The organism is Virgibacillus kimchii, assembly GCF_055379185.1.
Genome location: NZ_AP043951.1, coordinates 1,200,687 through 1,213,154 on the forward strand (window position 1 = coordinate 1,200,687; position 12,468 = coordinate 1,213,154).

At 39.0% G+C, this 12,468-nt stretch carries 13 protein-coding genes; 2 read left to right on the top strand and 11 right to left on the bottom strand.

Translation table 11 applies throughout. The features are described from left to right. Positions 1-28 precede the first annotated feature (28 nt). Positions 29-172 (top strand): hypothetical protein, encoded by a 144-nt coding sequence (locus tag ACZ42C_RS06095; RefSeq protein WP_461182679.1) that lies wholly within the window; start codon positions 29-31, stop codon positions 170-172. Between the two features lie 59 nt (positions 173-231). Here ACZ42C_RS06095 and ACZ42C_RS06100 read toward each other — a convergent pair whose 3' ends face one another. The 8 genes from ACZ42C_RS06100 to ACZ42C_RS06135 form a co-directional block, all read right to left on the bottom strand. Beyond that, positions 232-1,008, bottom strand: a complete 777-nt coding sequence (locus ACZ42C_RS06100) for an N-acetylmuramoyl-L-alanine amidase (RefSeq protein ID WP_461182718.1) — start codon at positions 1,006-1,008, stop codon at positions 232-234. Then, positions 1,005-1,259, bottom strand: a complete 255-nt coding sequence (locus ACZ42C_RS06105; RefSeq protein WP_461182678.1) for a holin — start codon at positions 1,257-1,259, stop codon at positions 1,005-1,007. Before ACZ42C_RS06105 ends, ACZ42C_RS06100 begins: the two co-directional genes overlap by 4 nt. A 13-nt stretch (positions 1,260-1,272) precedes the next feature. Then, the gene (locus tag ACZ42C_RS06110; RefSeq protein ID WP_461182677.1) at positions 1,273-1,596 is read right to left on the bottom strand and encodes a hypothetical protein; all 324 of its coding nucleotides are present in this window, start codon (positions 1,594-1,596) and stop codon (positions 1,273-1,275) included. A 75-nt stretch (positions 1,597-1,671) separates the two neighbouring features. Further along, on the bottom strand, positions 1,672-2,124 hold the full coding sequence (locus tag ACZ42C_RS06115) for a hypothetical protein (protein WP_461182676.1): 453 nt from the start codon (positions 2,122-2,124) through the stop codon (positions 1,672-1,674). A gap of 14 nt (positions 2,125-2,138) precedes the next feature. Continuing rightward, positions 2,139-3,071, bottom strand: a complete 933-nt coding sequence (locus ACZ42C_RS06120) for a DUF6731 family protein (protein ID WP_461182675.1) — start codon at positions 3,069-3,071, stop codon at positions 2,139-2,141. A gap of 72 nt (positions 3,072-3,143) precedes the next feature. Further along, on the bottom strand, positions 3,144-3,356 hold the full coding sequence (locus tag ACZ42C_RS06125; RefSeq protein ID WP_461182674.1) for a hypothetical protein: 213 nt from the start codon (positions 3,354-3,356) through the stop codon (positions 3,144-3,146). Continuing rightward, a complete protein-coding gene (locus tag ACZ42C_RS06130) occupies positions 3,356-3,715 on the bottom strand; it encodes a hypothetical protein (RefSeq protein WP_464891335.1) in 360 nt (119 codons plus the stop codon). The genes ACZ42C_RS06125 and ACZ42C_RS06130 overlap by 1 nt, the downstream gene beginning before the upstream one ends. Continuing rightward, positions 3,715-6,915: a phage tail spike protein gene (locus tag ACZ42C_RS06135; RefSeq protein WP_461183773.1), complete on the bottom strand. Its 3,201-nt coding sequence runs from the start codon at positions 6,913-6,915 to the stop codon at positions 3,715-3,717. Before ACZ42C_RS06135 ends, ACZ42C_RS06130 begins: the two co-directional genes overlap by 1 nt. A gap of 72 nt (positions 6,916-6,987) precedes the next feature. Between ACZ42C_RS06135 and ACZ42C_RS06140 the strand changes: the two genes are divergently transcribed. Continuing rightward, entirely contained in the window at positions 6,988-7,260 is a 273-nt protein-coding gene (locus ACZ42C_RS06140) for a hypothetical protein (RefSeq protein ID WP_461183772.1), read from the top strand. Positions 7,261-7,361: 101 nt separating this feature from the next. On the opposite strand, the gene ACZ42C_RS06145 is transcribed toward ACZ42C_RS06140, so the two are convergent. From ACZ42C_RS06145 to gpGT, 3 genes are read right to left on the bottom strand one after another with little or no spacing between them, the layout of a single operon-like run. Continuing rightward, positions 7,362-8,828: a distal tail protein Dit gene (locus tag ACZ42C_RS06145; protein WP_464891336.1), complete on the bottom strand. Its 1,467-nt coding sequence runs from the start codon at positions 8,826-8,828 to the stop codon at positions 7,362-7,364. Then, positions 8,821-12,273, bottom strand: coding sequence for a phage tail tape measure protein (locus ACZ42C_RS06150; RefSeq protein ID WP_461181825.1), 3,453 nt, complete (start codon positions 12,271-12,273; stop codon positions 8,821-8,823). The genes ACZ42C_RS06145 and ACZ42C_RS06150 overlap by 8 nt, the downstream gene beginning before the upstream one ends. 34 nt (positions 12,274-12,307) lie before the next feature. Beyond that, positions 12,308-12,454 (bottom strand): phage tail assembly chaperone GT, encoded by a 147-nt coding sequence (gene gpGT, locus ACZ42C_RS06155; protein ID WP_461181824.1) that lies wholly within the window; start codon positions 12,452-12,454, stop codon positions 12,308-12,310. Positions 12,455-12,468: the final 14 nt, after the last annotated feature.

Here is a 12,468-nt window from a genome sequence, read left to right on the forward strand (position 1 = left end):
ATGTAATTAAAAAGAAAGGACTGATTAAATGGAAAATCTCTATAATGAAGAGCAAAAACTATTGAAAAAATTGGTTGAGGCTGAAAAAGACAAAGATTATGAATCTGCGACAGCAATCAAACGAACGCTCGACAGAATTAATGATGAAATGAAGGAAATAGAAGATGAATAGACCAGGGTTTTCCACGCCCTGGTCATAAACGGTCAAATAACACTAACTTATTAAATTAATTACTCGGTTATATAAACATCAAATCCTGCTCTTTTGGCTACAGTCGCATGATCTTCAGCGTTTTTCCTGTTAGCAAATGCACCAATTTGTACTTTAAATAATCCCCCTTCCTGTTTAACATATGCATCAAAGTCTTTAGAATGGGCTTGTTTAACTAAACTGTCGGCATTAGATTTATCACTAAATGCTCCAATCTGTACCAAGTGCAAGTTACCTCCGCCGGATGACTTTTTCTTTAAATTAAATGCTTTTGCCAGTCCATTTACATGACCTTGTGCAATCCGGTTGAGATATGCATCACTTTTTAATTTTGCAGCATCACCTGCATGATCAATAAAACCGTTTTCGGTCAAGATGGCTGACATGCTTGTCTCACGTAAAACATGAAAGTTAGCTGACTTCTTTCCACGGTTATTAAAATCAACCTGCTTCATGATCTCAGCATGGATAGTGTCCCGTAATTTTGCCGTTTGGCTATTACTTCCTAAACTGTTGTGAATGAAGTCCTCATATCCATTTGCAGAACCGTTAAAAGCATTGGCATGTACAGATAAAAAATAATCAGCACCCCAGTTATTAGCTTCATTGGTTCGTGCCAATAAACTGACAGATTTATCATTGGTTCGGCTCATTTTTACTGATATCCCTTCGTAATCGTTTAACAGATTCCTGATTTTCAAAGAAATATCCAAAACAACGTTCTTTTCCATTAAACCATTTCCTGTTGCTCCTGAGTCGTTTCCTCCATGCCCCGGATCTAAATAAAGTTTCATTATTTATCCTCCTTTTTTGTGTTTTTCCCTAACTCAAATAAGCCGGTTGCCGCTAAACCGGAAATACCTCCTGCCCACAATCTTTGACCGATTTCTGCGTCAACAAAAAAAGCAGCTGCTCCCAGCACTACACCAGTTCCAACCGCCATGACGGGCACGTAACGTTTATTGATGTTTGAGGCTTTTTTAATAGCCTGGATAAGTCCGGAAGTAACTGGCGCAATGATGGTTGCTATCATGAGTATTTCTTGCATAAAATCACCTCCCTTAAAAATTAAAGGTCAAAATGAAATAGATAAGCTGCAAAACAAAAGCACCCACTATGGACAGGAGTGCTAAATTTGTCTTCTTATTGTTTGATTCAATTCTCTCAATGCTTTTCTCATTTGTTTCCGCTTTATTGTAAGCAGCATTGGCGGTTTCTTTTGTTTCCGCATGCTCTTTCTGCAAACCCTCTACAACTCTTTTCGTATCGTCAGTTGAATCCATCACGCGGTCCATTTTTCCGTTCATTTCGGCAACCGACACTTTAACCTCTGTCAGCACATTCATGAACTCTTTCACTTCGGTCACATCCTCATTTTGTGGCATGCTCGACCCCCTGTTTTTAGACATAGAAAAAAAGCACCCTTTATGGGTGCTTAAAAATAATTTCTGTTTAAAGAACTAACTTTCATTAGCGAAGAAAATCATAAAAGATACAAGTATAAATAGAATATTCAACATAATAAACCCACTAGTAGCACCTACCCAAAATGCATTAATTAGACCCATACCAAAGTTACTGAACCCTTCATTTTCCAATAAAACTTGGTATACTATAGTGGTAAGTACTGTAAAAAAACTTATTATTAAAGTAGATAAAGATAGGACTATAAACTCCTTCCTATACTCATTATCATTCATAATTTCTTTAACAGCCTTTGTGTTAAAAATCGATGCCAAAACACTTAGGCAAGCTCCATAAAAACCTAATCCTATTGAGGATAGAAGTAAAACCCCATCTAAAGCTTTTTCAAACCCTTTAAAAGAATAAAACGGAAGCCACAAAAATGTGATAATACTTATAATGATGCACAGCGAGACGACCCCAATAAGACTCTTATAAACAAAAGACATTATGCCTCACCACTTCATCTTGTTGGTAGATTGAATTTTACTCCCCTGAACTCTTCATTTCCAAAATATAGAACAGTCATTTTATCAAATATACTATACGCATTTATTTTCCTATTGTCATCAATTTTCACTGTATCAAAAACCTCAATTTTATGTTCAATTAAATCGATTGTTTGAACTCTATCACCATCTTCCGGCCTACTTCTTATCCTTAAAGTCTTTATGTCATCGTCTTCTGGATCAAAATCTTCTAGGATTTGTTTAGCGTACTGATCATTTATTTCATCATCTTTTTTGATTCCTGAACTTAAAACAACCTCTATGTTATCTATATTATGATCTCTTTCACTTAACCCAACCATTTCGCTTAATTTTTCAACAAGCCCATCGGCTTTTGCTCCGTCAATTTTAGCATGAATTTTCCTGTATGAGCTTTGATTAAAGGCTTTTCTTTTAGCGTCTGGATCTGTAATTATAGCCATATCGAAGTTATCTGCAATTTCATACTTTAACACTTGTGAATTTAAACAACTTTCTATCCCTTTAGGGCTTAATGAATCTCTATTTCTTTGAACCATTAACACGCAATTTTCAGGATCATAAATAAGGCTTACCTCGTGTCCAATATATTCGTTTTCTTCTAACCTAATTACTTCTGAACTTCCGTCAATACTAGTTCTGTTTGGTACATTATAGACCAACCTTTCAAAAACTAAATGATACACTTGATGTTCTGTATCAAAGGTAATCTCAGTTAACATTGCAATGTCATCGTTGTAGGTATATACAATTTTGTAATCAGGTATGCCTTTTTTTTCACCTTTTGCATAACTACTTCTAATGCTTTCAAGAAGTTCATGAATTTCAAGCCTTTCGTTTCTTCCGCGAACACTATTATATGTTGTGCTCCTAAAAAAATTAAAGAATACGTTTTTATTTTTTGACAATCTCATCCCCTCCTGCCTACATAATTCTACAGAAGGAAACAAAGTCCTGCTTTTTCACATAAAAAATAACGCCTATTCAGCGTTTATCTCAGTCAACAAATGCTCTTTAGCCATAATTTCTAACTGCTCAATGGCCTCGTTGTTTTCATATTCTTCAGCTGATAACTCAAAGTTTCCATTCACATTTATGCTACGGTTATCCGTTTTCGCCGAATATACCACCTGCACACCGGAAACATCACCATCTTTATATCTAGTATTCACTGATCTAATTTCAAAGTTCATTATTTCTCCTCCTTCAAAATAATATTTAACAATCCTAATGTACGCGGTTTGATCTCTTCCCCTAAATCTGACAGCTTAAGTTTCTTTAGATCAATTTTGACTTCCTGTTCCATTAACTCATCAATTTCCTTCTTAAAGGCTTCTCGTTTTTTGACATCAGGTATGCGCCCATCTTCTGTGATATGATCTTTATATTTCTCTGTTATCTTCCTTCTCACTTCATCAGAAGGCTTTAACTCATCACCTACCTTTTTAAAATTTTGCTGAATAGAAAAAGCTACCGAAGTCGGCAGCTCTTTATCCAAAAGATCAGTTAATCCAGCTTTTAAATCGTATAACTTTCTAACAGTTAGCTTCATTATGCCACTCCTTTTTCTAATTGTTCAACACGCTTTTTCAGTAGTTCATTTTCATATTTTAGCCAGTCAACGTCATCAACCAAATCCCTTGTAATTGGGATTAGAAGAGTCCATACTCTTTCTTCATAATGTTCGACTTCCCCGTCATGATAATCAACATATTGGCCTAGTCCAACATCCACAAGTTCATCGGCAATAATCCCATAATGTTTTTTCAAACCATCTGATGTCCAACCGTTTTCCTTAACCTCTTTCAAGTCATTCCACATGCTAAGGTTCATGTCTAACAATCTGTAAGGATCAACGTCTACTGGTTCAATGTTCGTTTTATATTTTCGGGCTGATGTTGTGCGTAAAAATCTACTCCCTAAACTAGCACTATAGCCAATACGGACATTTGATGAGTTTGAAGATGTATTTTCATAAGTTGGGTCGCTGTACAACGTTCCATCATCTCTAATCCATAGATCGTCCCTAAAATTACTTTGATTATCATGCGATCTCACTCTAAAAGAAGCGCCGCCAAGGGCTCTATTTCCGTATATGGTAAGAATTCTATCTCCATAACTTATAGAGTCACTGTCGTCTGCGCCAAACCTTACACCTTGCCAATTTGCAAACCCATCAGCATTCAATAAACGAATTCCACCATTGGAAATAATGTCTCCATCAATCACTACATCATTGTCAAAGCGATACTCGTCTATAGCTTCTGAATCGAAGTTTACCCTTCTATTGATACCACTTGTTGACAAACGGAAACTAGATGATCCCATATCTAAAAACAAACCTTCATAAGATGCCCACATACGTCTCTGCAATGCACTAACCTCGTCCTCTACACTATAAAAACCTTCATCGTCACTAATACCAAACTCCCCGTGTGTAGTCTGTATTCTGAGCCAGCCCGCATCAATAGTAAGATTAGTTGAATAAAAACTAGATTCATAGCGACTACCCTCAATTACAGCACCTTCGACTCTGCCTGAAAAAGTAGCATCCTCCCCAAACACATGACCATCAAAATTTATCTGATCAGCATCGAACGTAAATGAGCCTGCCTCCTGCGTAAATATCGAACGTACTTCCCCATCGTCAACCTTCGAGGCTATTTCATCGGACATAACCACTAATTCAGCTTCGAGAGTATCAACTTCACCAGTAAGCGTGTTTAAGTCAGTCTGGCTTGCCTTTAAAGCTACTTCTCCAGCAATGGTGCTTATTTGACCTTCTGCATCCGTAATACGTCCTGTGGCTGTATCTAAGTCAGTTTGTAACGCTCTTTGCGTAATTGCTGTCGCATTTTGGGATATGTCTGTGCTGTGCTGCGATACAGTAGCATCTATTCCATCCAGCATACCTTCCAAATTAGAAAGGTTACTATCTAAATCACCAATGCCATTTTCTATATCATCAATAATGTTGTTAATGTCATCTGACAAATCTCCAACAACACCATCCACATATGTGGAATCAACTTTACTGCTTATCTCGTCAGCCATGACCAATAATTCTGCTGAATGGTCATCCACAATACCTTCTACAGTATCAACTCTGCTGCTATCAGCTTTTAAACCAATGGCCTCTTCATTCTGACCAATCTGTGTGCCTTGGTCGTCCAAGGTCTGTACGATACCATCAATGTCTGTTTCATATTCAGTAACACCAACATAATTTAATAGCCTATTATCAATATCTTCAATTGTATAGACATCATCAACATTTGCCTTATCGACCAGTTGACCGTCCACATACTCAATTGTCGTCCTGTCTGCAAGGTCATCTGCAATTTCCTGCATTTTAGTGTCATATACAGTTTGAGCAACGGCATAACTTTGTGCATCTATTAACGTTTGATCTGCTCTATCCTCTGCAAAATCTTTTGCGCTATCCTCTGCATCACTTGCAACCTGTTCTGCATAATTCCTAGCGTTTGATTCTGCATTTCCAGCTACAATGTCTGCATGACCTTTTGCATCTTCACCTACTGCTTCCGCAAAAGTCTGTCCTTCAGTAAACACATATTCGTCCTTGTCATCAATGGTAATCTTATCGTAGGTGTATTCTATTAGTTCGGCACTACTGATTTTATCCCGAATCTCATCACGTAGTTGCTGCCATATCGCCTGTACTTCTTCTTCGGTGTATTCTGTGTAATCTCCTAATTTTACGCGTTTTCTGCCCTTGAGAAATATATTTCTTGCCTGTTCAAAAATGCGTGCTTCCAAATATAAGGGCGGATTAAACTCAGTATCTTTTGTCCGTATTGTATCGCCAAAACGTATTTTTTTATTTGCCATTCCGGGTACATGTTCAAGATCAACAATATCTCCTTCGTATTCTACAACTTCATTAATGCGCTTATTTAATTCAGTCCGGGTGTATTGTTCCAACTCTGATAAAGTCATTTCCAATCGTGATGATTGTGGTTCATACACACCTACAAGATGCTGCAGCTCACCAAATTCATTAGGTCTGCCCCATCGTTGTAAAGCTTCTTGATCTTCGACAAACACTTCAAGCCGCGTGCCGTCTTCCTGTTCTGGGCCGATGCCTTTCAGAGCCGTATAAATATTGTCTGTTTTTTCAATTCGACGTATGCCTTGCAGATCTTTTCCAAAAGTAACTTCTCTGCCGCGCCATTCACCAGTTCGTTCTAATAAATCAACGTAGCGACCGGTAACACGGTTACCATCCGTCTCCACACGGAAATTTAATTCAAGGTCAAATTCGTTAGCAATCCTTTTTAAAAAAGCATATGGATTCGTGTTGTTTTCAATTTCAAAAGTACGGCTGCCTGTTCCTTCTAAAATTCCTGCTCTGTGGTTAGTACCATTCAAGGCACGCGCTACTGCTGTTGATACGGTTTGACTTTCTAATGTTTGCGGTTCAATAACCGCACCTTTTTTCAAGTCTTCCAGATAACTAGCAGATGAAAATACATCCATTTTCAAGCCTTCAGAGTCTCGATATTTAACCGCTTCATGAATGATAAATTCTATATAGCCACTATCTTCACCAGGAATTATTAGCCTGTTTCGTTTTGATAAATGTTCAGAGAAACGTTTGTCACCGAATGTTGTAAAGTTAAATGTTTCCATGGTGCTTTCAAGAGACTTTAGATGTTCATTATCAATAGTGTTTTTATGTGTAATGAAATCTAAAATATTGTCTGATTGTGCGCCGGTAATGTGTATCATGGCTTCACCTCCAATTGCAGGAAAAATATAACCCCCTGTCGAATATTGAATATTGAGAGGGGGGTGAATGGTATGGTAAAAGGTTTTGATTCTGAACGGCTAAAACATTTAGCAATAGAAAGTATTGAAGCTGATGATTCAAATTATCAAAAGGTATTTGATGTGATTTGGTCGAACATCGATAGTTTAATTTCTGATGATGTTGACGCCGAAACAAAGAAAAAGAGTTTGGACACATTTCTAAAATTATATGCCCAAATGATTGTGATGGAATCTGTGAATCTAACTCTTAATGCCTTGGTTGAAACTGGAACACTTGTAGACGATGAAGATTCTAATACTTAGAAAACCAAATCTTATAAGGTAAATTAAGTGTTTTATACGCATCTATTTCACGGGCATTTTTAATGCTCGTGTTTTTTTCTTTTTTCATATTATCTCACCTCCTACCTATAGCGCGGTCTGTATTTCAATTCCGAATTAAACGATAAATCTGGCAGCACGGCTATTTGGTTTTCTCCTTTTTGTAACTGAAAATAGTCCCCACCAAAATCTTTATGAGGTGTTGCGTCTTCGCCATTTAACAGTATTTCCTCTGTAATATGATCAAACGTGATTATATCTCCGGGATAAGCAATATACGGTGTTTGATCTTCAGTAACTGTTCTAAGTTCAAAGACTTCAACACTGTTCATTCTCAATCGCCATGGAGTCACCCTATCTTGATAACTACCAATAAATAAAGTTATAAACTTTAATCTGCCGGAAAATTCGTTGTTGACATCATTGAAACTTTCAGTGACAACATCAACGTGTCTTTGTGTATACCATCTTGCAATATAAAAAGTAAACTTATTTCCTTCTCTTTTAACTCTTAATTGCATAATAGTAGCCTCAGGCACATTATCATAAGAGTGATTATGCTGACCTATTGCATAGCCATTGCTAGGACCATCTCCTCGATAATGCCCAGCCCGTCCTAATCCTCGTCTACGTAAAAAACTTCTCGTGTTGTCTTTTATCCCTAATTTCCCGAGGTTGTTCATGTTTTCATCATGAAAGTAAATTTCCATTCTAAAATTTTCAATTTCCCGTCTCGAAATAATGTCAAATACTGAACTTATCTCGAAATCCTGTATGGCCTCTGGTAATTCTCTTGTGATTGCTGGTCCGTGCATACGGTTTCCTGTTCCATAGCTATCTGCTCGGATTCCTACACCTGGATCGCCGACCATTCTTCCGTCTATATCATTTGCATGCTCGTCAACATGATCGGGAGATGATATTTCCCACTCATCAACCGTGCTGCCATTTTCGTAAAGCACACTGACTTTTTCGTCAACAATTTCTTCATTTCCCTCTTCCTCTACCGGTTTTCCAATTAAATTATATTCCTCACCATTTGACACCATAGCAAAAGTTACAGGTTCAAGCACTTCCATTTCAAAAATGGGATCGGCTTCTGTTGTACCGGGGTTTTCGATTATGGCTGTGTCTGCTGTGAGTAATTGAGAGCGTTCAGGACCGTACTTGAATGGTTTACACAAAAACACTAACGTTCCAGATCGTAGCGTGGGAGCAGGACGAGAATAGTCCGTTATCTCACCTGTCACTCTCCCGATATAGGTTTTCCCCGGAACGTTATCGAACTGAATTTCCGCGTCCTCATTTTTTATGAGCCAGTTTTTTAATTCATCTAGCAATTCCTGTTCATGGTTTTCATCCTCTACTTTAAATCCAACAGGTTGGTACACATACAATTCATCCGTGTCAGTTGATGATACATGTACCCCGGACATACCCGGAACTCTGATTAAACCATGCCGGATTGGAGCGTAAGGGGATTCTAGCCTACCTCTTAACAAGTACAACCATTCTTTGCGAATTCCGTTAAAGGTTAATGATCTATGCAAAATTATCCCTCACCCTCTTATTTCTATCTTGTGTTTCAGTGATATGCGGCTCTATAATTCGACCGACTTCCCTATCATTCATAACAATATTTTTTCCTTCTCGAACAGCAACAATTAATTCTTGTAATAACACAATAATGTCGCTGTTATCGCTTGAGGGTTGATAATAAACATTGCCACTTTGAGGCTCCGTTTGTTCCCTGTTAATAATATTTCGACCAGCAGCCGCTATCATCCGCATAGTCTGAGTAGGTTCATTTTCATAACTTATGCCATCTGCATAAGCAGGTAAACTGTTCAAGGCACTGATAATCCGCTTGGATTCACTATGAGTAAATACTTGGTATCCCGCTGGCCTATCGTATAATCCGGCATTCAAGACTTCCCAATTATTCCCCATCCGGCCAAGTTCCCAACCTGCTTCACCAGCAATAAAAGGCCCTCCCGGATGATTGTCTGTTCCGGTTGCGTAAGCACCTAACATTGCGCCGCCTGCTCCACCAGCAACGGTAAGGTTAACTCTTTTTAAGATAGATGACCCTATGCTGCGGTTGAATTCATCAATGGAAGGACTCGCATCCAAGCCGATTGTCTTACTTACATCTTTACCTAATTCCCGATTCATATCTGCTGCTTTGCCAGTACCATCATCGATGCCGGTATTGTTATCAAGTATTGATTGACCAATACGATTTAAATTGCCTTCCTGTATGTCCAGTAGTTCTATAGCTCTTTCTTTCCTTGCGTTCGACTCGGACTGATATCCTGTCTCTTCATAAATTCTATCCCTGATGCCTTCATGCTTATTGATAGCTTCATCGAGCAATCCTAATTGTTCATCATATTCACTGCTTTTCTTCATTTCTTCGGAAGTGTTTTCGACCATTTCCCTGCGCTGATCTTTTAACTTATCAATCTGTTCGTCTAATTTTGTGAGACCTTCGCCTTTTTCATAATTGATGTCCACTTCTTGCAGTAGCATATCAGCCATTTGGATATTTATTTCTTCTAATTTTGCTATTTCTTCATCGTTTTTGTCGACTTTGTCTTGTAACTCGGATTTTTGATCCTGCAGCGTTTCAAGTCCTTCCACTAATCCGCCGTTGTATACCTTCTGAAGCAACCCTCTTTCTTTACCTAATTCAATATACTCTTCTTCACCGACTAAACCGGAATCCATTTTACGATTAATTTCTTCTAACCTTGCTTCAATATCGGACATGGGAACATCTCTTAACGCCATTAGTTCTTGTATGTCTTCCTCTGTTTGTGCAATTTCTTCATTCAACTCTTTGTTTCTGCGTCTCAATTCCTCTTCGTTTTCAAGGGCTTTTACTCTTTCTATTTCAAGCTCTTCCCAAGCCATATCGCGTAAAGATTGAATGTAATCATTAACTGCATCCGTGGATTCGACAATTGCATTACCTTTATCGGTAAAAGACTTTTCAACGTCTGGTGATTGCTCGATGATACCGTTATTAGCTTCAATCAGCTCGTTTATTTCGTCTTTGCTCAGTCCGCTTTTATCAGCCAACTCTTCATATTCATCTTTTAATTCCGCAATTTTCCCAGGATTCTGCGTTTGTTCTAATTCTTTTTGAACATCTAAAAGCCGACCAAATTCTTCCTTGGTAAGCTTACTTTTAGCCTCTAGCTCTTCATATTCAGTAACAAGGTTTTCCAAAGAATCAGCCTGTTCCCACAAGCTGTTTGTAGTATCGAGTGATATGTCATGCAATTCATCTTTCCTATTGCTTAAATAGTAAATACCTCCTGCTAAGGCCGCCACCCCTGCAATCGCTAACGCAACTGGAGCTCCACCTGTAGCTCCCAAGAGACCTAATCGACCTGCCACACCTGCTCCGCCTGCTCTTCCGATGATGCCTGTTACTTTTGCCAATCCACCCGAAAGAGTCGATACGACATTAAACATTCCCCCTAAAGCAACACTTGCAGGTCCAGTAGCTGCCGTTACTCCCGCAATAGCTATAATGTTCCTTTGTGTGGATTCATCAAGATCATCAAACCACTCAGCTAAATCCTGCACTCCGTCTACCAAAGGCGGGATATGCCTTCTTGCTAAATCAAGCAATACTTCTCCAACCGGTTGCAAAGACTGCATGGTGTTATTCTTCAAAATCTGAAATTCTTCACCGATTGTCCTAGTTTCCTCTGCGGTTTCTTGGATAGATCCACTTGCATCGTCGGCACCGGATCCCAAATCTTCAAAAGCAGGGATAGCTCTGTTCCTGATTGCTGTCATTAGCCTTTGTGCGCCCTGGGAACCAAATACTTCAGTAGCAAGTGATAAAGCTTCCTGTTTATCTTCAGTTTCTGCTATTGTCTCAACCACACGCTCTAATTCTTCTCGGCTGTTTTTACCTTCATCTGCCCAATTCCTAAACGCTTGGTTTAGACCTGGCATAACCCGGCTTACCTGGATCCCGTTTTTCTCTAAACCTGCCATGAAGTGCGCTGCTTCTTCCATTTCAAAGCCGGCATTATTTAAAACGGACCCATGCCTTGTTAACTGTCCATTTAATTCACCTAAGCCCACTCCATATTCCTGAGTAAGGGTAAACATATAATCTAATATTTCTGTTCCTTCTTCAGCTGGACGTTGCCACTGTTGCAGTGCTTCACCAAAGGTTTGAGAGTTCTGTGCCGCATCTTCCCCTAACAAACGAGATACGTCTAAAAGGGATACAGTTAAGCCCTCTAATGTCTCGTTAGTGGCTCCGGTGAATGTATTTAAAGTGGCCATAGAACTGGCTACTTGTTCGGATCCATCCGGTACACTTTTGAACACCTTGTCAAAAGACTCTTCCAATTCATCCAACGCCTCACCAGTCGCGCCTGTGCCTACTCTTAGCTCACGATATGCTTTGTCTATTTGATCAGCTGCTGCAAACGCGACGCCGCCGGCAGCCAAAAGAGGGGCTGTGACTCTTGTGCTCATCGTTTTACCAAAATCAGTTAAGGAATCTCCGATTTTTCCGGCCTTATCAGAAAAACTCTCTAGGTTGGTTGTCGCTTTTCCCCATGCTGATTCCTGGAAGGCCTGTTCTTTTCGCATTTCTTCTAGTTCTTTTGTTGCGTTTTCAACATAACGCTCCAGGTTATTCAAAGAAGCTGCTTGGTTATTATACGCACGCTCTGCTTTTTCGGCTTCACGCGAACCTTCTCCATGCTCTTGTACCATCTTTTGGTATTCTTTATAGGCTTCTTCTGTTGCCTTTTTCTGAACGTCAAGCTTTTTATTAAGACCGTCAAGTCTAGTTTCATACTTACTAATAGATCGATCTCCGCGATCAAAAGCAGACATGTTAAGTCTCATTTCAGAATTAACAGTACGCAGCCTATCTTTTACACCTGTAAGGCCCCGATCAAGAGCCAATGCATCCAAGTCAAGCCCAATGGAGAGCCCTTCTATACGCTGTGCCAAATTACTTTCACCTGCCTTTCAAGGCATAAAAAAATTAACCGCCAAATGCAGCAATTAATGATTTCTTCTTTTCCGGTTTATTCTTTTCAGCTAATATTTCAAGCATAAAATTAAAAGGCATATTTAAAATTTCATTGACATCCTTGCCGTTTTTCATCATGTCAAGGACGATCTTATCCATGTACTCCTTCTGTT